Origin of the sequence: Pseudomonas mandelii (assembly GCF_002251635.1) — a bacterium.
GTDB classification, from domain to species: Bacteria; Pseudomonadota; Gammaproteobacteria; order Pseudomonadales; family Pseudomonadaceae; genus Aquipseudomonas; species Aquipseudomonas mandelii_B.
On sequence record NZ_NMOJ01000166.1, the window covers coordinates 1 to 23874 of the forward strand.

Sequence of the window (23874 nt, forward strand, 5' to 3'; positions counted from 1 at the left end):
GGCGCGCTTGAACGCACGAACAATCGTGCAGNGAAGCGCCCGAACATACGAGCAAAACGAGTTTTATATGACGAACAAAGACGTAAGCAAAGTAAAGCGCAAAGGCACGTTCAAAAGCGCCCCGCTGCCTGAGCCGGTTCTCACCACCGAGCCACTGAAAGGTGATGAGCTGGTCAAGGTGGCTGTAGCCGCCTTGGAAGACGTGAAGGGCCAGGACATCCAGGTCATCGATGTTCGTGAAAAGCAGAGCATCACTGACTACATGATCATCGCGACCGGTACCTCCAACCGCCAGATCGGCGCCATGCTGGACAAAGTTCGCGAAGCCGTCAAAGCCCAAGGCGTGAAGCCGCTGGGTGAAGAAGGCAAGGGCGACAGCGACTGGGTGCTGCTGGACATGGACGACGTGATCGTTCACATGATGACCGCCTCGGCTCGTCAGTTTTACGACCTCGAGCGTCTGTGGTCCGGTGCAGAGCAGAGCCGTGCTCTGAACGCGGCTCACCACAGCCCGGAAAACACCCATGAGCATTTCGTCAAGCTCAACAAAGACCAGCAATAAGGGACCGCTGTGCGACTGCGTCTGATCGCTGTCGGTTCACGCATGCCCAAGTGGGTGGAAGAAGGCTGGCACGAGTATGCCAAGCGTCTGCCCGCTGAGCTGTCGCTGGAGCTGGTGGAAATACCGCTCAACACCCGGGGCAAGAATGCCGACGTGGCGCGCTTTATCCGTCAGGAAGGCGAAGCCATGTTGGCCAAGGTCGGCCCCAACGAGCGTATCGTCACCCTTGAAGTGCACGGCAAGTCCTGGAGCACCGAGCAGTTGGCGGTGGAACTGGACCGCTGGCGCCTGGATTCGCGCACCGTCAACTTCATGGTCGGCGGCCCCGAAGGGCTGGCGCCGGAAGTGTGTGCGCGGGCGGACCAGCGATGGTCGCTGTCGGCACTCACGTTGCCGCACCCGTTGGTAAGGATTCTGATCGGTGAACAGCTGTATCGCGCCTGGACAGTTCTGTCCGGGCACCCTTACCACAAGTAGTTCTGCCCTCATGCCCCAGCCGATCCGCATCAAGGACCACGAAAAAGACGCCCGTCTGGTGCGTGGCCGCGTCGTGTTCGGGGCTATTGCGGTGGTGTTGCTGATCTGTGTGCTGATCGCGCGGCTGTATTTCCTCCAGGTGATTCAGTACGACTACCACTCGACGCTGTCGGAAAACAACCGCGTCCACGTGCAGCCGATTCCGCCGACNCGCGGGCTGATTTTCGACCGCAATGGCGTGGTGGTCGCGGATAACCGGCCCAGCTTCAGCCTGAGCATGACCCGTGAGCGTTCCGGCGACTGGCAGCAGGTACTCGACGTGATCGTCGAAGTGCTGGAGCTGACGCCCGAGGACCGGGTGATCTTCGAGAAGCGAATGCGACAGGGGCGTCGACCGTTCGAGCCGGTGCCGATCCTGTTTGAACTGACTGAAGAGCAGATCGCCCGGATCGCGGTGAANCAGTTCCGCCTGCCCGGTGTGGAAGTCGTGGCGCAGTTGGTGCGGCACTACCCGCAAGGGGCGCATTTTGCGCATTCGGTCGGCTACATGGGCCGAATCAACGAGAAAGAGCTGAAAAGCCTCGATCCGGTGAATTACAGCGGCACCCACCACATCGGCAAAACCGGCATCGAGCGTTTCTACGAGCCCGAGCTGCATGGCCAGGTGGGTTACGANGAAGTCGAAACCAACGCTCGCGGCCGCGTATTGCGCGTGCTCAAGCGCACGGATCCGATTCCCGGCAAGGACATCGTCCTGAGCCTGGACATCAAATTGCAGGAAGCGGCCGAGGCAGCACTCGGCGGTCGTCGTGGCGCCGTGGTGGCCCTGGACCCGAAAACCGGCGAAGTACTGGCCATGGTCAGTCAGCCGAGTTTCGACCCCAACCTGTTCGTCACCGGTATCAGCTTCAAGGCCTACGCCGAGCTGCGTGATTCGGTTGACCGGCCGCTGTTCAACCGCGTGCTGCGCGGGCTGTATCCGCCAGGCTCGACCATCAAGCCGGCGGTGGCGATTGCCGGCCTGGATTCGGGCGTCGTGACCGCATCGAGCCGTGTGTTCGACCCGGGCTACTACATGCTGCCCAACTACGATCACAAATACCGTAACTGGAACCGCACCGGTGACGGCTATGTCGACCTGGATACCGCGATCATGCGCTCCAACGACACCTATTTTTATGACCTGGCCCACAAGCTGGGGATCGACCGGCTATCNGCCTACATGAGCAAGTTCGGAATCGGTCAGAAGGTTTCGCTGGACATGTTCGAAGAGTCGCCGGGGCTGATGCCTACACGTGAATGGAAGCGTGCAACCCGGCGTCAGGCCTGGTTCCCCGGTGAAACGCTGATTCTCGGGATCGGCCAGGGCTACATGCAGGCGACGCCGCTGCAACTGGCCCAGGCCACGGCGCTGGTGGCCAACAAAGGCATCTGGAACCGCCCGCACCTGGCCAAGACCATTGAGGGCGAGAAGCCTTTGGATGAGAACCCGATTCCCGACATTGTGCTGCGCGACCCGTCCGACTGGACCAAGGTCAACCACGGCATGCAGCAGGTGATGCACGGCGCCCGTGGTACCGCGCGCAAGGCCGCGGTCGGCGCGCAGTATCGCATTGCCGGCAAGAGCGGTACCGCCCAGGTGGTCGCGATCAAGCAGGGCGAGAAATANGACCGCTCCAAGGTTCAGGAGCGCCACCGCGACCACGCCTTGTTCGTCGGCTTCGCGCCGGCCGACAATCCGCAAATCGTGGTGTCGGTGATGGTCGAGAACGGCGAGTCCGGTTCCGGCGTCGCCGCGCCCGTGGTGCGTCAAGTCATGGACGCCTGGCTTCTGGATCAGGACGGTCGGTTGAAGGCCGAATACGCCAGCCCTATCAGTGCGGAGGCTACGGCCCGTGAAGAGTAATTTCGATCGCATCCTCTCCAGTGAGGATGTGATGCGTCGCCGTGCGACGTTGCTGCAACGCATGCACATCGACGGCCCGTTGCTGATCCTGCTGCTGACCCTCGCCGCCGGCAGCCTGTTCGTGCTGTATTCGGCCAGTGGCAAGAGCTGGGATCTGCTGGCCAAGCAAGCCACTTCGTTCGGCATCGGCCTGGTGTCGATGATCGTCATCGCGCAGTTCGAGCCGCGATTCATGGCCCGCTGGGTGCCAGTCGGTTATGTGATCGGCGTGCTGTTGCTGGTGGTGGTGGACGTCATGGGCCACAACGCCATGGGGGCGACGCGCTGGATCAACATTCCGGGGGTGATTCGCTTCCAGCCGTCGGAATTCATGAAGATCCTGATGCCGGCGACCATCGCCTGGTACTTGTCCAAGCGCACGTTGCCGCCCCAGCTCAAGCATGTGGGTGTCAGTCTGTTCCTGATTGGCTTGCCCTTCATCCTGATCGTGCGGCAGCCGGACCTCGGCACCTCGCTGCTGATCCTCGCGGGCGGTGCGTTCGTGCTGTTTATGGGCGGGTTGCGCTGGCGCTGGATCATGAGTGTGCTGGCGGCTGCGGTACCGGTGGCCGTGGCGATGTGGTTCTTCATCATGCACGACTATCAGAAGCAGCGAATCCTGACCTTCCTTGATCCGGAAAGCGATCCGCTCGGCACGGGCTGGAACATCATTCAGTCGAAAGCCGCCATCGGTTCCGGCGGCGTGTTCGGCAAAGGCTGGCTGCTCGGCACCCAGTCGCACCTGGACTTCCTGCCGGAAAGCCACACCGACTTCATTATTGCGGTCATGGGCGAAGAGTTCGGCCTGGTTGGCATCTGCGCACTGCTGCTGATTTACCTTTTGCTGATCGGCCGTGGGCTGGTGATTACCGCCCAGGCCCAGACATTGTTCGGCAAATTGCTCGCGGGCAGCCTGACCATGACTTTTTTTGTTTACGTTTTCGTCAACATCGGTATGGTCAGTGGCCTGTTGCCGGTGGTTGGGGTGCCGTTGCCGTTCATTAGCTACGGCGGAACTTCGCTGGTGACATTGCTGTCAGCGTTTGGGGTTTTGATGTCGATTCATACGCATCGCAAGTGGATCGCGCAGGTTTGAATAAGGTGAAGATGTCAATGCAAGTAATGCGTGGCTGGGCGACTCGATACGCGCCATGGGTCGGCCTGGTAAGCATCCTTGGCACAACGCAGGATGCGTTGGCCGGCGATTACGAAGGCTCACCCCAGGTCGCCGAATTCGTCGGTGAAATGACCCGCGACTACGGTTTCGCCGGTGAGCAGTTGATGGGCATATTCCGCGAAGCCGAGCGCAAGCAGTCGATTCTGGACGCGATCTCGAAGCCTGCCGAACGGGTCAAGCAGTGGAACGAATATCGCCCGATGTTCATCACCGACGCGCGCATCGCCCGCGGTGTGGATTTCTGGCGCCAGCACGAAGCCGTGTTGGCCCGTGCCGAGCAGGAGTACGGCGTGCCGGCTCAGGTGATCGTCGCGATCATCGGGGTTGAGACCTTTTTCGGCCGCAATACCGGTAATTTCCGGGTGATCGACGCATTATCCACCCTGGGTTTCGACTATCCTCCCCGTGCCGAATTCTTCCGCAAGGAGTTGCGTGAATTCCTGTTGCTGGCCCGCGAAGAGCAGGTCGACCCGCTGACCCTCAAAGGCTCCTACGCCGGCGCGATGGGCTTGCCGCAGTTCATGCCGAGCAGCTTTCGCGCTTATGCAGTGGATTTCGACGGTGACGGCCACATTAATATCTGGACCAACCCGGACGATGCCATCGGCAGCGTCGCCAGTTATTTCAAGCGTCACGGCTGGGTTGCCGGCGAACCGGTGGTCAGCCGCGCCGATGTGCGTGGCGAGCAAGTGGATGAAGGTTTGACGACGGGCATCGAGCCGACTAAAACGGTCGGGGAGTTGCGAGCCTTGGGCTGGTCGAGTCATGATGCGCTGCGCGATGATATGCCGGTCACGGCTTTCCGCCTGGAAGGTGACAATGGCCCCGAATACTGGATGGGCCTGAAGAATTTTTACGCAATCACGCGTTATAACCGCAGTGTGATGTACGCCATGGCCGTACATCAGCTGTCAGACATGCTGGTCCAAGCACGGGGCAACAAGTAATGCGGGTACCGCCGTTCAATAAACCGCTCAAGCTGATGGCATTCGCCGCGTTGGCGGTGCTGGTCGCCAGTTGTTCGACCAGCCGCGCGCCGACGCAAAAGTCTTCAACGGCCGTGCGCGCAACGCCGGGCCTGGACATCAACCGCGCGCACAAAGACGGCGCGCCATGGTGGGACGTCGACGTATCGCGCATCCCGGATGCCACGCCGACCCTGCACTCCGGTCCTTATAAAGCCAACCCGTACACTGTGTTGGGCAAGACTTACTTCCCGCTGCAAGAATCCAAGACCTATGTCCAGTCGGGTACGGCGTCCTGGTACGGCACCAAGTTCCATGGCCAGAACACCGCCAACGGCGAAGTCTATGACCTGTACGGCATGAGCGCGGCCCACAAGACGTTGCCGCTGCCAAGTTACGTACGCGTCACCAACCTGGACAACAACCGCTCGGTGATCCTGCGGGTCAACGACCGTGGCCCGTTCTATTCGGACCGGATCATCGACTTGTCCTACGCCGCGGCCAAGAAACTCGGTTACGCCGAAACCGGCACCGCACGGGTCAAGGTCGAAGGCATCGATCCGCAACAGTGGTGGGCACAAAAGGGCCGTCCGGCGCCTTTGATGCTCAACGAGCCGCAAGTAGCGCAAAATGCCGCGCCGACGATTACCGCTTCGGCGGGCACCGTCGAGCAATGGACGCCACCGCCGCAGCAACACGCGGCGGCCGTGGTGCCCGTGCAGATTGATGCAAAAAAAAACGCTTCTGTACCAGCCTCTGGCCAGTATCTGCAGGTGGGCGCGTTCGCCAACCCGGACGCTGCAGAACTCCTGAGATCGAAGCTCAGCGGGATGGTGAGCGCTCCGGTGTTCATCAGCTCGATCGTGCGCAATCAACAGACGCTGCATCGGGTGCGCCTGGGGCCGATCGGTTCGCCGGGTGAAATCCAGCAAGTGCAGAACAGCGTGCGCCTGGCCAATCTCGGTTCGCCGAGCGTGGTCACCGCCGAGTAATACGTAGTACTTGATTGACGGTTCGCTTGCGGTTTGGGGGGTGGACCTGGTTGTTGGCTCGTTGAAGAACAAAAGCCCGGCAAGGGTTCTGAGTGAGCAACTGAACACGCGATGGCCCGTTAGAAGGTCATCTGATTAGTTTTGCCTTCGGGCAGTTTCCATTAGCNATTTCGAGAGACGGATGAACATCACCACCTTAGCCAAACGCCTGTGTCTGCTAGTCCCGCTGCTCCTCTCGCCTGCCGCTTTCGCGGTCGAGATGATGCCGTCGCCACCACAACTGGCCGCTAAATCCTACGTGCTCATGGACGCCAGCAGCGGCAACGTGCTGGTCGAGAACAACGGTGACCAGCGCCTGCCACCGGCCAGCCTGACCAAGCTGATGACGGCTTACATCGCGACCCTGGAAATCCGTCGCGGGCAGATCGGCGAAAACGACCCGGTCACCGTCAGCGAAAATGCCTGGCGCACCGGCGGTTCGCGGATGTTCATCAAGGTGGGTTCGCAAGTCACCGTGAGCGACCTGCTGCACGGCATCATCATCCAGTCCGGTAACGACGCCAGCGTGGCCCTGTCCGAGCACATCGCCGGCAGCGAAGATGCGTTCGCCGACATGATGAACAAAACCGCTGGCGACCTGGGCATGACCAACAGCCACTTCATGAACCCGACTGGTCTGCCGAACCCGGAACACTATTCGTCGGCTCACGACATGGCGCTGCTGGCTCGCGCGATTATTCGTGTTGACCCGGTGCACTACGCGATCTACTCCCAGAAGGAATTCTTCTGGAACAACATCAAGCAGCCTAACCGCAACCTGCTGCTGTGGCGCGACAAGACCGTCGACGGCCTGAAAACCGGCCACACCGACGAAGCCGGCTACTGCATGGTGTCGTCCGCCGTACGTGATGGCNAGCGCCTGATCGCCGTCGTNTTCGGCACCAACAGCGAAGTGGCCCGTGCGTCTGAAACCCAGAAGCTGCTGACCTACGGCTTCCGCTTCTTCGAAACCCAGACCTTCTACCAGAAGGGCACTGAACTGGCGCAGGCGCCGGTATGGAAAGGCGCAACCCATCAAGTCAAAGCCGGCCTGGCTGAAGACCTGACCCTGACCATGCCTAAAGGCCAGCTGAAAAAGCTCGCTGCCAGCATGACCATGAACCCGCAATTGGTAGCGCCAATCGCCAAGGGTGACGTTATCGGTAAAGTCGAAGTGAAACTGGACGACAAGGTGGTGCACAGCGCCGACCTGATCGCGCTGGACGCCGTCGACGAAGGTGGTATCTTCCGCCGCGTGTGGGATAGCATCCGTCTATTCTTCTACGGCTTGTTCAACTGAATTAGTGTGGACNTGCAANGCCCCGTTCCAATCCGGAGCGGGGCCNTGTCCGTTGCCACGGCTTACGAGGCCGTTACGCCATGACAGAATCCGAAGTAAAGGCGCCAAAGATCGAATTCCCCGCCAATGATTACCCGATCAAAGTGATCGGCGACACCATTGTGGACATCAAGCAAAAGATCATCGATATCGTTAAGAAACACGCAACGATCAACGATGAAAAGGTGGACGAACGCCAGAGCAGCAACGGCAAGTACACCACCATCCAGTTGCACATCATCGCNACCGGTCAAGACCAGCTCTACGACATCAACAGCGAACTGCGGGCCACCGGCTTCGTGCACATGGTGCTGTGATGTCACAGGTCCTGGGCTTTCGCGAGCTCGGCCAGATGGCCTACGAGCCCGTCTGGCACGCCATGCAGCGCTTCACCAATGAGCGCGGCAGTTCGGCACCGGATGAGATCTGGCTGGTGGAGCATCCGCCGGTGTTCACCCAGGGCCAGGCTGGCAAGGCCGAGCACCTGCTGCTGCCGGGGGATATCCCGGTGGTGCAGGTCGACCGAGGCGGTCAAGTGACTTACCATGGGCCGGGTCAGCTGGTGGCCTATCTGTTGCTCGACGTACGCAAACTGGGTTTCGGCGTGCGTGACCTGGTCACCCGCATGGAACACTGCCTGATCGAGTTGCTGGCCAGCTATGGCGTGACCGCAGCGGCCAAGCCTGATGCGCCAGGTGTCTATGTCAACGGGGCGAAAATCGCGTCCCTGGGTCTGCGGATNCGCCACGGTTGTTCCTTTCATGGCCTGGCCCTGAACGTGGACATGAACCTGGAACCGTTTCGACGGATTAATCCCTGCGGTTACGCCGGGCTGGCGATGACCCAACTGAGCGACCACGCCACACCGATTAAATTTGCCGAGGTAAGTGCCCGGCTGCGTGCGCAGCTCGTCAAACACCTCGACTATGCTGAGCAGACGACCCTCACGGGCGGAATCGACTGATTATGACTACTGATGCAGTGCAAACCATGATCCCGACGCTGGATGTTACCGAACGTCCGGCCCCGCGTGCCAAGGTGGAAGCCGGCGTCAAGCTGCGCGGCGCCGAGAAGGTTGCACGNATCCCGGTCAAGATCATCCCGACCACCGAACTGCCGAAAAAACCGGACTGGATTCGCGTGCGCATCCCGGTCTCGCCGGAAGTCGACCGTATCAAGGCCCTGCTGCGCAAACACAAGCTGCACAGCGTGTGCGAAGAAGCGTCCTGCCCGAACCTGGGTGAGTGCTTCTCCGGCGGCACCGCCACCTTCATGATCATGGGTGACATCTGCACCCGTCGTTGCCCGTTCTGCGACGTTGGCCATGGCCGGCCGAAGCCACTGGACGTCAACGAGCCGGAAAGCCTGGCCATCGCCATTGCCGACCTGAAACTCAAGTACGTGGTAATCACCTCGGTAGACCGCGACGACCTGCGTGACGGCGGTGCCCAGCACTTTGCCGACTGCATCCGCGAAATCCGCAAGCTGTCGCCGAACGTGATGCTCGAAACCCTGGTTCCTGACTATCGCGGTCGCATGGACGTCGCGCTGGAAATCACCGCGGCCGAGCCACCGGATGTGTTCAACCACAACCTGGAAACCGTGCCACGCCTGTACAAGGCGGCGCGCCCGGGTTCGGACTACCAGTGGTCGCTGACCCTGCTGCAGAAATTCAAGCAGATGATGCCGCACATCCCGACCAAATCCGGCCTGATGCTGGGCCTGGGCGAAACCGACGAAGAAGTGATCGAAGTCATGAAGCGCATGCGCGAACACGACATCGACATGCTGACCCTGGGCCAGTACCTGCAACCGTCCCGCAGCCACTTGCCGGTGCAGCGTTTCGTGCACCCGGACATCTTCGCCTGGTTTGCCGAGGAAGGTTACAAGATGGGCTTCAAGAACGTCGCTTCCGGCCCGCTGGTACGTTCCTCGTATCACGCCGACGAGCAGGCGAAGCTGGTTAAAGCTGAATTGATGTCGTCTCTGTAATAAAACGCCCGTAAGGCTTTTCAGCCTTGCGGGCGTCTTTGTTGGCCGTGCCTACGGCCGCTACCGTCTTTTCCTGCAACCTGCGGGGCGATTGATCCTCTTCTGTTTGTCCCCGTTCCTGACTACTGTGTGCTGAAGCTTTTCGCGCAGGGAGATTCATGGATGACCGTTCGACCGACCCACACGCTGTTTCCTCACTCAGCCGTTCCGGCCTTGCCCTCGGAAGGGCTGATCGGTGTCATCGCGCCCGCCGGTCCCGCCGGGCTGGACACCGATAAAGCCGTTGCCTGGATGCGCGCTCGCGGTTATGCGCTGCGGGTATTTCCCGGGGTGTACGAACAGGATGGCTATTTGGCCGGCAGCGACGATGTGCGGCTCAATGACTTGCACGCCGCGTTCGCCGACACGGAAGTCGATGCGATCATTTGCCTGCGGGGCGGTTACGGTACGCCGCGTCTACTCGATCGCATCGATTTCGAATTGCTGCAAAACAACGCCAAGCCGTTTATCGGCTACAGCGACATCACTGCGCTGCACGTGGCGATCAGCCGTTACGCCGGTTTTGTGACCTTTCATGGCCCGCTGCTCAATGCCGATTTGCTGGGTGAGAAGCAAAAGCCGACCGAGTCTTCGTTTTTCAACATGCTCAGAGGACAGGTGAAGGCGGGCAGTGTGCTTTCGCACCCGGTGGCCTGGCCGCTGACCACGATCGAGCCAGGCATCGCCCACGGGCGTTTGCTGGGGGGCAATCTATCCATGATTGCCGCGACCATGGGCACGCCATTTGAGATGGAGGCTGAAGGCGTCATTCTTTTCATTGAGGACATCAACGAACCGCTGTATCGCATCGACCGCTTGCTGACTCATCTGCGCCTGGCCGGCACACTGGGCAAGTTGCGCGGGGTGCTGGTGGGCGATGTGGCGGGGGTTGATGTTGTGGCGCTGGAGCGGTTGCTCAAGCAGACGTTCGAGCCGTTGCGAATACCGGTGTTGGCCGGGTGGCGCAGCGGGCATTGCGATCCGAACCTGACGTTGCCGATGGGCGCGCTGGTTCGGCTGGATGCGGGGAAGAAGGAATTGGTGTTGGAGCAGGATGTTGTAATCAAGCGGTAGTCATTCGTCGCCTGTTAGTCAGTCTTCGCGGGCAAGCCCGCTCCCACAGGTTTTGTGTCGCTCACAAATCCAATGTGGGAGCGTGGCTTGCCCGCGATGCTTTTAGCGATTACGCAGGCCTTCAAGCAACTTGTGCGTCGGATACCCGTCCGCCGGCCAACCAAACGACTGCTGTGCACTGCGGATCGCCTTGCGAGTGTTCGCGCCGATGATGCCGTCGGCAGTGCCCGCATCGTAATTCTGCGCACTCAGCAGGCTTTGCAGTTCGATTCGCTCAGTGCGGCTCAACGGCAAGTCATCTTTTGGCCAGGTGCCATTGATCAGGCCCCCACCACTGAAGCGCTCGGACAACAGGCNNACCGCCAGCGCGTAGGACGACGAGTTGTTGTACTTGAGGATTGCGCGGAAGTTATCCAGCACCAGGAACGCCGGGCCACGGTAGCCTGCCGGCAGCAGCAGGGCGGCGGACAGGTGTTCGGAACCTGCCGGAACCTGGGCGCCATTAGGCATCGAGACACCCAACTGTTGCCATTCGGCGACGCTCTTGCGAATCGTGCCGTCGGCCAGGACGTAGTTGAAACTACCTGGCAACTGCACTTCAAAGCCCCACGGCTGGCCTTTCTGCCAGCCGGAGCTTTGCAGGTAGTGCGCGGTGGAGGCGAGGGCGTCGGCAGGGCTGTTCCAGATATCGCGACGACCGTCGCCATCGAAGTCGACGGCGTGGGTGTTGTAGGTGGTCGGGATGAACTGGGTCTGGCCCATGGCACCGGCCCAGGAACCGAGCATTTTCTCCGGTTCGATATCGCCTTGTTGCAGGATTTGCAGGGCGGCGATCAGTTGCGCATGAGCAAAGCCCGGACGCCGGCCTTCGTAGGCCAGGGTCGCCAGGGAGTTGATCACTGACTTGTTGCCCTGGAACTGCCCGAAATTACTCTCCATGCCCCACACCGACACCAAGGCCTGGCGGTCAACGCCGTAGCGCTGCTCGATGCTTTGCAGGATGTCGGCGTATTGGCCGACCAGCGCCTGGCCTTTGCGTACCCGCAGCGGCGACAGGGCGCCGTCGAGGTATTCCCACACCGGGCGGGAGAATTCGGGTTGGCTGCGATCGGCACGGATCACGCTGGTGTCGAGGCTTACATTGGCGAAGGCGCGGTCAAACAGATCGGCGCGGATGCCGGCGGCCAGCGCGTCTTTGCGGAAACCCGCCTGCCATTCGGCGAAGGTCTGGGTGGGCTGGATGTCGAGGTTTTCACCGGTCGGCACCACGGGCGGAATGACCGCAGGGGCTGTCGAGACGGGAAGGGTCTGAAGCGGCTGGGCGTCGGCGGCGGTTGGTTTTTCCGCGCAGGCGACAAGCAGAATGAGGCTGGAGGCAGCAATCAATTGGCGAAGGTGCCAACGACGGGAAAGACTAGAGGGCATGCACAGGTCCAGGGATTACAAATCAGGTACAGACCTTATCATGCCGGAGGGGCGCTTGCCTTCAGGCAGCCAGAAAGTAAGAAGCCTCCCAGCTATTAGACTGGAAGGCTTCGCGGCGGTAGCTGCCTTTGCCCTTGCCGGCGCGTTCCTGACGGCTGCGGAACAGTGGCTGGGCGATGATGGATTTGGCCTTGTTGGGGCCATTTTTGGATGGCTTTTTGCTCATGATCGGATCTCTCGGATGAGTGGGTTTTGCGGGGGAAATAATCTGCTGAAGTTGGGGTTCTGTCTAGTCCCCACATTGTGTAGGACCTTTCCGTCTTCTTGGTCTTGAGGGGGGGGGGTGTTGTGTAGGACCTTTCCGTCTTCTTGGTCTTGAGGGGGGGGGGTGTTGCGAGGGGGCTTGTCGGAATGCCGCCTCGCCACAAAAAGCTCACTCGGCAGGTAGCGACAATCTCTGGCCCGCCATCAACAACGACAGCCGACTCAAACTCATCCACGGCGACCCGGCAGCCTGGCCCTTGATCTGCGCATCAATGCGCTGGGCTTCCAGCAACAGTTGCGCCCAGCGTTGCGCCGAGTACCGTTGCAGGGCTTTGCTCATCAGCGGTTTCCGTTTGTCCCACACAGGAGGTTTNGCCTGGCTGAAGGCTTTGTCCAGCGGCACACCCTGGCTGTATTGCAGCGAAAGGTTGGCCAGCAGGCGCAGTTCCCGGGCCAGCGCCCAGAGAATCACGGGCGGTTCGACGCCTTCACCGCGCAGCCCTTCGAGGATGCGTAGGGCATGGGCGGCTTCGCCGTTGAGAATCGCGTCGGTCAGGCCAAACACATCGAAGCGCGCACTGTCGGCAACCGCCGCTTGCACGGTTTCAACGGTGATCTGGCCACCTTCGGCCATCAGCTTGAGCTTTTCGATTTCCTGGGCGGCGGCAAGCAAGTTGCCTTCGACCCGCGCGGCAATCAGTTCCACGGCGTCCTGGCTGGCGGAAAGACCGGCCTGGGATAGCCGTTGACGAATCCAGCTCGGCAACTGGTTGCNGTCCACTGGCCAGATCTGGATGAACTGAGTTTGCGGGCCTTCTACCAGCGCCTTGCCCCACTTGGTTTTCTGCGCGCTGCCATCCAGCTTGGGCAGGCTGATCAGCAACACCGTGTCTTCGGCCGGGCGCGAGCAGTATTCCATCAATGCAGCAGCACCTTTGTCGCCGGGTTTACCGGATGGCAAACGCAATTCCAGCAGGCGCTTTTCGGCGAACAGCGACATGCTCGCACCCGCTTGCAGCAACGTCCCCCAGTCGAAACTGGCATCGGCGCTGAACACCTGGCGTTCGTCGAAGCCTTGTTGGCGAGCGGCGGNGCGAATGGAGTCNGCGGCCTCCTGACACAACAGCGGGTCATCACCGCTGATGATGTAGACAGGCGCAAGGCCACCTTGCAGGTGTTTGGCGAGTTGNGCGGGGGCGAGTTTCATAAGAGAGGGCGAACGGGGCGCCTGAGCGCCCCGTAAGTCTTATTGCTGCGGGATTTCGATAGGCGACTGACGCGGAGTTTCCGCTTCAGCTTTCTGCGCCGCGTCCAGTGCCTGGGCTTCGGCTTTGGCCTTGGCGTCGGCGGTCTGTTGCAATTGGTCCAACTGAGTCGGCGTGAGCTGCGACAGGCGCAGCATCATGCGTTGAACCAACTCGCGACGGGTTTCTGTGCGAGCGGTACTCGCTTCCTGGTCGGAACCCACCAGGTTGTTGCCGTCGTGGATAAAGATCTTCTGCACTTCGAGCTTGTCGCTCAGCAGTGGCAGGTTTTGTGCACCACGGACGTCATAGTTCAACACGGTGGTCACCTGATACTCGCCTGTGCGGCCGGCACCGGCGTAGCTGAGGATGCGCTGGCTTTCCTGCTCATCCGTTAACACAAGCTTGTACGGTGCTCCGGTGTAAACCTTGACGCCGCTGCTTTCCAGTACCTGACGCAGTTGCGTCACGGTTTCGCCGTAGGCGTTGCGGGCGCTCAGATCGAGCTCCTTGATCGCCAGTTCATTGGTGCCGGTGCCACGCAGNTGGAAACCGCAAGCGCTCAGCAGCACAGCGAGGCCCATCACCAGCAAATTGCGTTTGATCATTTTGTTGCTCCCCTTGAAACCATGTGGGCCGACCGTGTGGCCCGAAAGGTTTTACTCGGCGCCAGGCTCACCTGGCGCCTGATCCAATTTTAGCTGGCGACGATATTGACCAGTTTGCCAGGCACTACGATCACTTTGCGGATCGTCAGGCCTTCGGTAAAGCGCAGCACGTTCTCGTTGATACGCGCAGTGGCTTCGACTTCTTCGCGAGTCGCGGTGGCCGGCATTTCGATCTGGCCGCGCAGCTTGCCGTTGACCTGGATGACCAGCGTCAGGCTGTCCTGCACCAGCGCGGTGTCGTCCACCACCGGCCAGCCGGCGTCGATCACCGGGTCAGCGTGACCCAATTGATGCCACAGCTCGTGGCTGATGTGCGGGGTGATCGGAGCCAGCAGCAACGTCACGGCTTCCAGGCCGTCGTGAACCAGCGCGCGGTCCTGTTCGGTGGCTTGCGGTGCTTTTTCCAGCACGTTCATCAGCGTCATCACCTGAGCGATGGCGGTGTTGAATTTGTGGTTCTGCCCGACGTCGTGGCTGGCCTGCTTGATGGCCAGGTGGATCGAACGGCGAATGGCTTTTTGCTCGTCGTTCAGGCTGGCGACATCCAGTTTGCCCGGCAGGCCCTGAGTGACGTGGGCTTGAGCCAGGCGCCAGACGCGCTTGAGGAAGCGGTGCGAACCCTCGACGCCGGAGTCGGACCATTCGGCGCTCATGTCAGGCGGCGAGGCGAACATCATGAACAGGCGGCAGGTGTCGGCGCCAAACTGATCGATCATCGACTGAGGGTCGACGCCGTTGTTCTTCGACTTGGCCATCTTCTCGGTGCCGCCGATTTCCACCGGCAGGCCATCGGCGATCAGCTTGGCGCTGATGACCTTGGCTTTGCTGTCACGCTCGAGTTCGACGTCGGCCGGGTTGAACCAGGTGTAGGCGCCATTGGCTTCGCGGCGATAGTAAGTATCGGCGATCACCATGCCCTGGGTCAGCAGGTTCTTGAACGGCTCATCGGAGCTCACCAGGCCTTCGTCGCGCATCAGCTTGTGGAAGAAGCGCGCGTAGAGCAGGTGGAGAATGGCGTGCTCGATGCCACCGATGTACTGGTCCACCGGCAACCAATGGTCGGCTGCGGATTTTTCCACCAGGCCGCCTTCATAGTGCGGCGAGGCGTAGCGAGCGTAGTACCAGGAGGACTCGACGAAGGTGTCCATGGTGTCGGTTTCACGCTTGGCCGGTGCGCCGCATTTCGGGCAGCTGCATTCGTAGAACTCGGGCATGCGCGCCAATGGCGAACCCGCGCCATCCGGCACCACGTCGTCCGGCAGTACCACCGGCAACTGGTCTTCCGGCACCGGCACATCACCGCAGGTTTCGCAGTGGATGATCGGGATCGGGCAGCCCCAGTAGCGCTGGCGGCTGATGCCCCAGTCGCGCAGGCGGAACTGGGTGCGCGAGGCACCGAGGTTTTTCTTGATCAGTGCGACTTCGATGGCGTCGAAGGCGCCTGCGAAGTCCAGGCCGTCGAATTCGCCGGAGTTGATCAGTTCGCCGTGCTCGCCGTAGGCATCTTGCCACGGGGCCGGGTTGGTATCACCCGAGCTGGTGCGCACGACCGATTTGATCGGCAGGTTGTACTTGGTGGCGAATTCGAAATCGCGCTCGTCGTGGGCCGGCACAGCCATTACCGCGCCATCGCCGTAGTGCATCAGCACGTAGTTGGCGACCCATACCGGCAGCTTCTCGCCGGTCAGTGGGTGCTCGACGAAGAGCCCGGTTGGCAGGCCTTTTTTCTCCTGGGTGGCGACGTCGGCTTCGGCCACGCTGCCGCCTTTGCATTCGGCGATGAACGCCTGCAGCTCAGGGTTGTTCTGTGCGGCCTGGGTGGCCAGCGGGTGTTCGGCGGCCACAGCGACATAGGTCGCGCCCATCAGGGTGTCCGCACGGGTGGTGAAGACTTTGAGTGCGCCCGCTTCGCCGATCGAATCGACGTTGTACGGGAATTGCACTTCCATGCCCTTGGATTTGCCGATCCAGTTGCGCTGCATGGTCTTGACCTGTTCAGGCCAGCCCGGCAGATCGTCGAGGCTCGACAAGAGTTCATCCGCATAGGCGGTGATCTTGAAGTAGTACATCGGGATTTCGCGCTTTTCGATCAGCGCGCCGGAACGCCAGCCGCGACCGTCGATGACCTGTTCGTTGGCCAGTACGGTCTGGTCGACCGGGTCCCAGTTCACGGTGCCGCTCTTTTTGTAGATCACCCCTTTTTGGAACAGGCGAGTGAACAGCCATTGTTCCCAACGGTAGTAATCCGGCTTGCAGGTGGTCACTTCGCGGGACCAGTCCACCGCCAGGCCCAGGCTGCGCAGCTGGGTCTTCATGTAGGCAATGTTTTCGTAGGTCCACTTGGCGGGCGCCACGTTGTTTTTCATCGCGGCGTTTTCCGCCGGCATGCCGAAGGCGTCCCAACCCATGGGTTGCAGGACGTTCTTGCCGAGCATGCGCTGGTAGCGCGAGATGACGTCGCCGATGGTGTAGTTACGCACGTGCCCCATGTGTAGCTTGCCGCTGGGGTAAGGGAACATCGATAGGCAGTAGTAAGTCTCCTTGCCTGGCTGTTCACTGACTTCAAAGGACTTTTGCTCGTCCCAGAAGGTTTGGGCGGCATTTTCTATTTCACGGGGCTGATATTGTTCGTGCATGGCTACTTTTGAACTGAATAGGGGTGGCCTAATCCTCTTCGGTGCAANGNTNGACGGTGATGACNCCAAANCGGCGCGTCCGTGCCCAAACCNGCTGGAAGTGGAGTTACAGGAAGCGCCGTAGCATACATGACCGCACTCTACCGAGGGAAACCCTGATTGCTGCCGCGCGTCTTGCGAAAACCGCCGCGAGGGCCGTTGGTCGCGGCATCCAGCCGGTTTGTTCATGGAAGCTAAGCTCTAAATGGGGAGCGAGTCTTATCTTCAATGAGGTGAGGGATGGTTGAGTCACAGCAAAAAGTCACGAAACCGCAGCTGTACGAAAGACTGATCGATCGTCTTGGGATGGCTCTGGACGCTGCAAAAACCGCTGACCGGCTACGCGATGAGCGTCCCCTGGAGCTGGAACTGCGTGGGTTGAGCCCCGCAGAGTTTGCACTGGTCAAAGCCTATCTGGATCGCAGTGAACGTGAGACGCACGGATGCTTGTCTGCAGCAGTGAAGCAACTCGACGCACCACGTTCGGCCAAGATCATCTGGCTCAAGGACAAGGCACCTGGCAGGGGCACGGAAAAGGTCCGGTCTCTGCAATTCAAATAATGACTGCACGCCATGACCCATGGTTTTTTAGAGCATAGTCCTTCCGCATTTGTTGTCGCATTGCGTCAACCCACTTAGGCTTCGGGCATCTTATGGAGATGCTCGATGCCTTTTCGTTATTTCGTGAAACAACTTCTGTTGCCGCCCGGCATTCTTTTGCTATTGCTGATACTTGCGTGGTGGTTGCGCCGCTCAAGACCGCGGCTTGCGGGTGTGTGCTTTGCCTTGGGGTTCGGCGGCTTCCTGTTAATGAGTTTGCCGGTGGTGGTGCAGTGGGGCGCCAAGGCCCTGGAAAGTGAACCGCCACTGGCGCGCGAGGAATGGGCCACCCTGAGTCAGCGTGCGGATGCGATTGTGGTGTTGGGTTCGGGGCGTGAGCGGGGCGATATTGCCTGGGGGGCTGATCAGCCGACGGGCGTAGGTCTGGAGCGCGAACGGTATACGGCACGCCTGGCCAAGGCTTCCGGGTTGCCCATTCTCACCAGCGGCGGCCTGCATTACGGTACGCCGCCCACTGAAGCGAAGTTGATGGCGGATTCGTTGCTCGATGATTTCGGCGTGACCGTGCGCTGGCAGGAAGGGCGTAGCCGCACGACGTGGGAGAACGCGCAGTTCAGCGCTGAGGTGCTTTTGCCGCAGGGCATCAAGCGGGTAGTGGTAGTCACACAGGCCTGGCACATGCCGCGATCGGTCTGGAGCTTTCAGCAGGCGGGATTTGAAGTGGTGCCAGCGCCGGTGGGGTTTTTAGGCGCGGACAATGCCCGGCCGCTGGGTGGCTGGATGCCGGAGTTCAAATCGATCTGGCAGAGCGGGCAGTTGTTTAATGAGGCGGTGGGGCAGATCGGGTACTCAATGTTTTACCGATGACCTGTGGCGAGGGAGCTTACTCCCGCCGGGCTGCGAAGCAGCCCTGAGTCCGGCTAATCCATTTCTGGCTGACAAAGCGCATTAACCGGTATTGCGGCTGCTGCGCAGCCGAGCGGGAGCAAGCTCCCTCGCCACAGTCAAACGGTCTTGGCCATCCGGTTCGCCACCAGCGCCCAACCAAACAACAACAGGCACACGATGATCAGCGGCCACGAGCGCCATTGCAGGTACGGCGTCAGGTTATGCATCGGCACCACTTCACCGTAGAGAATCCCCCGCTCGAACTGCGGGATCTGCTCGGTGATCTGCCCAAACGGGTTGATCAGCCCGGTGACGCCGTTGTTGGTCGCGCGAATCATCCAGCGTCCCGCCTCCAGTGCGCGCATCTGCGCCATTTGCAGGTGTTGCAGCGGACCGATGGAGCGGCCGAACCAGGTGTCGTTGCTGATCGTCAGCAACAGATCGCTCTGGGCCGACAGGCCGGCGGCAAATTCCGGGTACACCACTTCATAACAAATGAACGGCGCAATCTGATAGCCCTTGGCTTGCAGCATCGCCTGATCGGCAGGGCCGCGGGCAAAGTCGGACATCGGCAGGTCGAAGAACGCGATCAGCCCACGCAGCACTTCCTGCAACGGAACGTATTCGCCAAACGGCACCAGCTTCTGCTTGAGATAAGTGCCGTCGCCTTCACCGAGGACGGTGATGCCGTTGAAGAAGCGCTTCTCGTGTCGGACTTCCTGGCGGATCGGTACGCCGGTAATCAGCGCAGATTTACGCTCGGCGGCGAAATTCCCCATCATATTCAGGTAGCCCTCGGCGGACTCCTTGAGCACCGGAACGGCCGTTTCCGGCCACACCAACAGGTCGACTCGCTTGGAGCTGAAACTCATGTCGCGGTACAGCGCCAGCTGCGCATTGAGCTGCTCGGGGTCCCACTTCATGCTTTGTTCGACATTGCCCTGCACGGCGGCCACGCTCAGGGCCGCGCCCGCCGGGCTGGTCCAGGCGTGTTCCTTCAGCGCCATGCCGGCCACCCAGGGGCCGACCAACAGCAATACACCGGCGGCGATAAAGCCTTTACGGCCTGTGCGTACCAGACGCATGGCGTTGTAGATCAGTGCCGCCGTCAGGGCCAGCGTGAAGGAAATCAGCCACATTCCGCCGACGGGCGCGAGCCCGGCCAACGGGCCGTCGAGCTGGCTGTAGCCGGAGTACAGCCATGGGAAACCGGTCAGGAACCAGCCACGAAATGCTTCCTGGCCAACCCACAACGCAGCAAACGTCAGCGCATCGGCCAGCGGCGCTTCATTACGACGCAACCAGCGTGCCCATAACCAGGCGGGCAGGGCGAAGAACCAGGCAATGGCAGCGGTAAACAGCAGCATCAAAAAGCCAGCGAGCAACACCGAAGCGCCGCCGAAGTGGTGGATGCTGTAGTAGATCCAGCTGGTGCCGGCGCCAAACAGGCCGAAACCGAAACACCAGCCACGGCCCAGGGCCTGACGCGGTGTCAGTTCGCGCAGGCCGNNATAGAAGAACCCTACCGCCAGCAACGCCAACGGCCAGATATCGAACGGCGCCAGGGCCAGGGTGGTGAGTGCACCGGCCGCCACGGCCAGCAGGTTACCGGGCCAGCCGGGGCGGGTCATACGATGCATTTCAATCCTTGGATTTATCGGGCGATAGGGGTCAGGCGCAGCAAGTGAATCCGACGGCTGTCGGCGTTCAGGATGCGGAAGCGATAAGGGCCGATTTCAGTGATTTCGTTGCGTTTGGGCAGGTGCCCGAACGCACTCATCACCAGGCCACCCACGGTGTCGAACTCATCGTCGGAGAATTCGCTGTCGAAGAACTCGTTGAAGTTCTCGATCGGCGTCAGAGCCTTGACCAGGAAGTCACCGCTGGGCAGTGGCTTGATGTAGCTGTCTTCTTCGACGTCGTGCTCGTCTTCGATGTCGCCGACGATCTGTTCCAGCACGTCTTCGATGGTCACCAGGCCCGCTACGCCGCCGTATTCGTCGATCACAATGGCCATGTGATTGTGGTTGGCGCGGAATTCGCGCAGCAGCACATTCAGGCGCTTGGATTCAGGCACGAAGGTGGCCGGACGCAGCAGGTCCTTGATGTTGAAGTTGTCGCCGTTCTCCTTGAGGATCAACGGCAGCAGGTCCTTGGCCAGCANCACNCCCATCACGTCATCGTGGCTTTCGCCGATGACCGGGTANCGCGAGTGCGCCGAATCGANCACGGCGGGNAGGAATTCCCGCGGGGTCTGGGTCGCCTTGATGCTGATCATCTGCGAACGCGGGACCATGATGTCCCGAACTTGCAGGTCAGCCACCTGGATGGCGCCTTCGACGATGGCCAGCGCTTCGCTGTCCAGCAACTTGTTCTGATGGGCCTCGCGCAGCAGCTCCAGCAGCTCCTGGCGGTTTTTCGGCTCGTGGGCAAAAGCCTGGGTCAGTTTACCCAGCCATGACTTCTGCCCGTTGCTCGATCGGTCTTCGCTCATAGCGATTACTCTAAATCCTTTGTTGTGTCAGTAAGGTGTCGTTTCAGTTTCGTCGTCAGCGTAAGGGTCACGATAGCCCAATTCNGCAAGCAACGTTCGTTCCAGTGTTTCCATTTCCAAGGCTTCGTCATCGTCTATATGGTCGTAACCCAAGAGATGCAAGCAGCCGTGGATGACTAGATGGGCCCAATGGGCCTCAAGTTCCTTGCCTTGTTCCTTTGCTTCGCGTTCCACCACCTCGACGCAGATCACCAGATCGCCCAGCAACGGGATATCCAGTAACTCGTCCGGTACGTCGGCGGGGAAGGACAGCACGTTGGTGGCGTAATCCTTCTGCCGCCAGGTGTGGTTCAGCTCACGGCCTTCGGGCTCGTCCACCAGGCGGATGGTCAGTTCCGAATCCGCGGTGCGCTGGCGCAGGGCCAGTGCGCACCAGTGGCGGAACTGGGCTTCGCTGGGGGCGGGCGCTTCGGTGGCGAGTTGCAGATCAAGCTCAAGCATCGCGGCGACTGTCCTTTGGTGTTTCGTCTGCCGCGCGATTCTCGAAGCGCTCGTAGGCTTCGACGATGCGTTGCACCAATGGATGGCGCACAACGTCCTTGGGCATGAAATGGGTGAAGCTGATACCCGGCACGTCTTTGAGCACTTCAATCACATGGTGCAGCCCGGACTTGGTGCCTTTCGGCAAGTCGACCTGGGTGATGTCACCGGTGATGACGGCCGTGGAGCCGAAACCGATACGGGTGAGGAACATCTTCATCTGTTCGACGGTGGTGTTCTGGCTTTCGTCGAGAATGATGAAGCTGTTGTTCAAGGTACGGCCACGCATGTAAGCCAGCGGGGCGATCTCGATAACCTGGCGCTCGATCAGCTTGGCCACGTATTCAAAGCCGAGCATCTCGTAGAGCGCGTCATAGAGCGGGCGCAGGTACGGGTCGATCTTCTGGGCCAGGTCGCCGGGCAGGAAGCCGAGCTTCTCGCCAGCCTCGACCGCCGGGCGCACCAGCAGGATGCGGCGCACTTGCTCGCGCTCCAGGGCATCCACCGCACAGGCCACGGCCAGGTAGGTCTTGCCGGTACCGGCGGGGCCGATGCCGAAGTTGATGTCGTTGCCGAGGATTTCCTTGACGTAGCGCTGCTGATTCAAGCCGCGTGGGCGAATCATGCCTTTTTTGGTGCGCAGGGCCACGCTGGCTTCGGCCACCGGGTTGTTGGTCAGGTCTTCCACGGCNGATTCCTGAAGGAACAGGTGAACCGTATCCGGCGACAGCTCTGTACCCTTGGTTTCCCGGTACAGGCGGCGGATCAGGTTTTCCGCGGAAGTGGTGTGCTTGGGTTCGCCGATCAGTTCGAACTGATTGCCGCGGTTGCGGATCTCGATACTCAGGCGTTGTTCGATCAGGCGCAGGTGCTCGTCGAACTGTCCGCACAGGTTGGCGAAACGGCGAGCCTCAAAAGGCTCGAGGAGAAAACGATGGGGTTCTATGGGTGCGTTCAAGGTCGCTTTTAGCCGCCCTTTGGCTGTTGAGATGAAAGAGAGGATAACGCCAGTGGGCTGGGTGCGAAAGCTCTTAAATAATCCAGCGCCAAACACCGTCCCTGTAGCAGCGAAGCTTGCTCGCGAAGGCGGTATTTCAGACGACTCATGTTGTGAGTGTCAGTCCGCCTTCGCGGGCAAGCCTCGCTCCTACAAGTTATGCGGTGTTATTGGATCAGCGAGCCCCGCAGCGAGTGCGGTTGTGCGGCGTCGATGTGCACGTCGGCGAACTGGCCGATCAGGGTTGGGTTGTCGCAACGGAAGTTGACGATTCGGTTGTTTTCGGTACGGCCTTGCAACTCGCCGGGGTCTTTTTTCGAATAATCGGTGACCAGGATGCGCTGGATCGAACCGACCATTTGTCGGCTGATCTCGAAACCTTGCTGGTTCAGGCGGTGCTGCAGCGCATTCAAACGCTCTTTTTTCAGCGCTTCCGGCGTCTCATCCAACAGGTCGGCGGCCGGGGTGCCCGGGCGCTGGCTGTAGACGAACGAGTATGAGAAGTCGAAGCCGACGTCTTCGATCAGCTTCATGGTTTGCTGGAAGTCCTTCTCGGTCTCACCAGGGAAACCGACGATAAAGTCCGAGCTGATGCAGATACCCGGCACCGCCGCACGCAATTTGCGCAGTTTGGATTTGTACTCCAGCGCGGTGTGGTTGCGCTTCATCGCAGACAGGATGCGGTCCGAGCCTGACTGCACCGGCAAGTGCAGGTGTTTGACCAGCTCCGGCACCTCGGCGTGGGCCTGGATCAGGCTGTCGGAAAACTCCAGCGGGTGCGAGGTGGTGTAGCGAATACGCTCAATACCATCGACGGCGGCGACCACGCGGATCAACTCCGCCAAGTCTGCCAGGCGCCCGTCGTGGGTCTGGCCGCGATAGCCGTTGACGTTCTGGCCCAGCAGGGTGACTTCGCGCACGCCGTTTTCGGCCAGGTGGATGATTTCCGACATCACGTCGTCAAACGGCCGGCTGACTTCTTCGCCACGGGTGTAGGGCACCACGCAGAAGGTGCAGTACTTGCTGCAGCCTTCCATTACCGACACGTAAGCACTCGGCCCGTCGATGCGCGGCTCGGGCAGGTGGTCGAATTTTTCGATTTCCGGGAACGACACGTCCACCTGCGGCAGCTTGGTGATGCGTGCTGCGTCGATCATTTCCGGCAGGCGGTGCAGGGTTTGCGGGCCGAATACCACATCGACATACGGCGCGCGGTCGCGGATCGCAGCGCCTTCCTGGCTGGCTACGCAACCACCGACGGCGATCACCATCTCCGGGTTGGCCAGTTTCAATTCGCGCCAGCGGCCCAGCTGCGAGTACACACGGTCCTGGGCCCGCTCACGAATCGAGCAGGTGTTGAGCAGGATGACGTCGGCATCTTCGGCGCGGGCAGTGACTTCCAGGGCCTGGTGTTCGCCCAGCAGATCGACCATGCGCGAGCTGTCGTACTCGTTCATCTGGCAACCGTGGGTTTCGATGTAAAGCTTCTTGGCCATGGGAATCGTCANCACGTGATT

At 60.6% G+C, this 23874-nt stretch carries 23 protein-coding genes; 13 read left to right on the top strand and 10 right to left on the bottom strand.

Features of this window, described 5'->3' with window-relative positions:
• Positions 1-67 precede the first annotated feature (67 nt).
• The 11 genes from rsfS (at position 68) to B7L09_RS21140 (ending at position 10601) form a co-directional block, all read left to right on the top strand.
• Positions 68-562, top strand: a complete 495-nt coding sequence (gene rsfS / locus B7L09_RS21090) for a ribosome silencing factor (protein ID WP_094470464.1) — start codon at positions 68-70, stop codon at positions 560-562.
• Positions 563-571: 9 nt separating this feature from the next.
• Entirely contained in the window at positions 572-1039 is a 468-nt protein-coding gene (rlmH, locus tag B7L09_RS21095; protein ID WP_064454284.1) for a 23S rRNA (pseudouridine(1915)-N(3))-methyltransferase RlmH, read from the top strand.
• 10 nt (positions 1040-1049) lie between these two features.
• A complete protein-coding gene (gene mrdA / locus B7L09_RS21100) occupies positions 1050-2945 on the top strand; it encodes a penicillin-binding protein 2 (RefSeq protein ID WP_094470465.1) in 1896 nt (631 codons plus the stop codon).
• Between the two features lie 31 nt (positions 2946-2976).
• Complete coding sequence (gene rodA, locus B7L09_RS21105; RefSeq protein ID WP_162556277.1) at positions 2977-4080, top strand: rod shape-determining protein RodA; 1104 nt, start codon at positions 2977-2979, stop codon at positions 4078-4080.
• A gap of 17 nt (positions 4081-4097) precedes the next feature.
• On the top strand, positions 4098-5108 hold the full coding sequence (gene mltB, locus B7L09_RS21110; RefSeq protein WP_094470467.1) for a lytic murein transglycosylase B: 1011 nt from the start codon (positions 4098-4100) through the stop codon (positions 5106-5108).
• On the top strand, positions 5108-6118 hold the full coding sequence (locus B7L09_RS21115) for a septal ring lytic transglycosylase RlpA family protein (RefSeq protein ID WP_094470468.1): 1011 nt from the start codon (positions 5108-5110) through the stop codon (positions 6116-6118). The genes mltB and B7L09_RS21115 overlap by 1 nt, the downstream gene beginning before the upstream one ends.
• A 181-nt stretch (positions 6119-6299) precedes the next feature.
• Positions 6300-7457: a D-alanyl-D-alanine carboxypeptidase family protein gene (locus B7L09_RS21120; protein WP_094470469.1), complete on the top strand. Its 1158-nt coding sequence runs from the start codon at positions 6300-6302 to the stop codon at positions 7455-7457.
• Between the two features lie 80 nt (positions 7458-7537).
• Positions 7538-7813, top strand: a complete 276-nt coding sequence (locus B7L09_RS21125; RefSeq protein ID WP_094470470.1) for a DUF493 domain-containing protein — start codon at positions 7538-7540, stop codon at positions 7811-7813.
• Positions 7813-8460, top strand: a complete 648-nt coding sequence (gene lipB, locus B7L09_RS21130; protein WP_094470471.1) for a lipoyl(octanoyl) transferase LipB — start codon at positions 7813-7815, stop codon at positions 8458-8460. Before B7L09_RS21125 ends, lipB begins: the two co-directional genes overlap by 1 nt.
• Before the next feature lie 2 nt (positions 8461-8462).
• Positions 8463-9488: a lipoyl synthase gene (gene lipA, locus B7L09_RS21135; protein WP_094470472.1), complete on the top strand. Its 1026-nt coding sequence runs from the start codon at positions 8463-8465 to the stop codon at positions 9486-9488.
• A 162-nt stretch (positions 9489-9650) separates the two neighbouring features.
• Positions 9651-10601: a S66 peptidase family protein gene (locus tag B7L09_RS21140; protein ID WP_094470473.1), complete on the top strand. Its 951-nt coding sequence runs from the start codon at positions 9651-9653 to the stop codon at positions 10599-10601.
• A 102-nt stretch (positions 10602-10703) separates the two neighbouring features.
• Here B7L09_RS21140 and B7L09_RS21145 read toward each other — a convergent pair whose 3' ends face one another.
• The 5 genes from B7L09_RS21145 to leuS all read right to left on the bottom strand — a co-directional run bounded on the left by B7L09_RS21145 (position 10704) and on the right by leuS (position 16838).
• On the bottom strand, positions 10704-12026 hold the full coding sequence (locus B7L09_RS21145) for a lytic murein transglycosylase (RefSeq protein ID WP_094470474.1): 1323 nt from the start codon (positions 12024-12026) through the stop codon (positions 10704-10706).
• A gap of 61 nt (positions 12027-12087) precedes the next feature.
• A complete protein-coding gene (arfA, locus tag B7L09_RS21150) occupies positions 12088-12252 on the bottom strand; it encodes an alternative ribosome rescue factor ArfA (protein WP_094470475.1) in 165 nt (54 codons plus the stop codon).
• 207 nt (positions 12253-12459) lie between these two features.
• Positions 12460-13497 (bottom strand): DNA polymerase III subunit delta, encoded by a 1038-nt coding sequence (gene holA, locus B7L09_RS21155; protein WP_094470476.1) that lies wholly within the window; start codon positions 13495-13497, stop codon positions 12460-12462.
• A 39-nt stretch (positions 13498-13536) separates the two neighbouring features.
• Positions 13537-14142, bottom strand: coding sequence for an LPS-assembly lipoprotein LptE (locus tag B7L09_RS21160; protein ID WP_094470477.1), 606 nt, complete (start codon positions 14140-14142; stop codon positions 13537-13539).
• A gap of 89 nt (positions 14143-14231) precedes the next feature.
• Positions 14232-16838, bottom strand: coding sequence for a leucine--tRNA ligase (leuS, locus tag B7L09_RS21165; RefSeq protein WP_094470478.1), 2607 nt, complete (start codon positions 16836-16838; stop codon positions 14232-14234).
• Positions 16839-17117: 279 nt separating this feature from the next.
• On the opposite strand from leuS, the gene B7L09_RS21170 reads away from it, so the two are divergent.
• Both B7L09_RS21170 and B7L09_RS21175 read left to right on the top strand, forming a co-directional pair.
• Positions 17118-17438 (top strand): hypothetical protein, encoded by a 321-nt coding sequence (locus B7L09_RS21170; RefSeq protein ID WP_094470479.1) that lies wholly within the window; start codon positions 17118-17120, stop codon positions 17436-17438.
• Between the two features lie 105 nt (positions 17439-17543).
• The gene (locus B7L09_RS21175; protein WP_094470480.1) at positions 17544-18305 is read left to right on the top strand and encodes a YdcF family protein; all 762 of its coding nucleotides are present in this window, start codon (positions 17544-17546) and stop codon (positions 18303-18305) included.
• A 137-nt stretch (positions 18306-18442) separates the two neighbouring features.
• Here the strand turns inward: B7L09_RS21175 and lnt are convergent, their stop codons facing one another.
• The 5 genes from lnt to miaB form a co-directional block, all read right to left on the bottom strand.
• Positions 18443-19966 carry an apolipoprotein N-acyltransferase gene (gene lnt / locus B7L09_RS21180; RefSeq protein WP_094470481.1) on the bottom strand — a complete coding sequence of 508 codons (1524 nt, stop codon included), beginning with the start codon at positions 19964-19966 and terminating at the stop codon, positions 18443-18445.
• 14 nt (positions 19967-19980) lie between these two features.
• Complete coding sequence (locus B7L09_RS21185; protein WP_094470482.1) at positions 19981-20820, bottom strand: CorC family transporter; 840 nt, start codon at positions 20818-20820, stop codon at positions 19981-19983.
• A 27-nt stretch (positions 20821-20847) separates the two neighbouring features.
• Positions 20848-21321, bottom strand: a complete 474-nt coding sequence (ybeY, locus tag B7L09_RS21190; RefSeq protein ID WP_094470483.1) for an rRNA maturation RNase YbeY — start codon at positions 21319-21321, stop codon at positions 20848-20850.
• Positions 21314-22318 (bottom strand): PhoH family protein, encoded by a 1005-nt coding sequence (locus tag B7L09_RS21195; RefSeq protein ID WP_094470484.1) that lies wholly within the window; start codon positions 22316-22318, stop codon positions 21314-21316. The genes ybeY and B7L09_RS21195 overlap by 8 nt, the downstream gene beginning before the upstream one ends.
• A gap of 206 nt (positions 22319-22524) precedes the next feature.
• Complete coding sequence (miaB, locus tag B7L09_RS21200; protein WP_094470485.1) at positions 22525-23853, bottom strand: tRNA (N6-isopentenyl adenosine(37)-C2)-methylthiotransferase MiaB; 1329 nt, start codon at positions 23851-23853, stop codon at positions 22525-22527.
• Between the last annotated feature and the right edge of the window lie 21 nt (positions 23854-23874).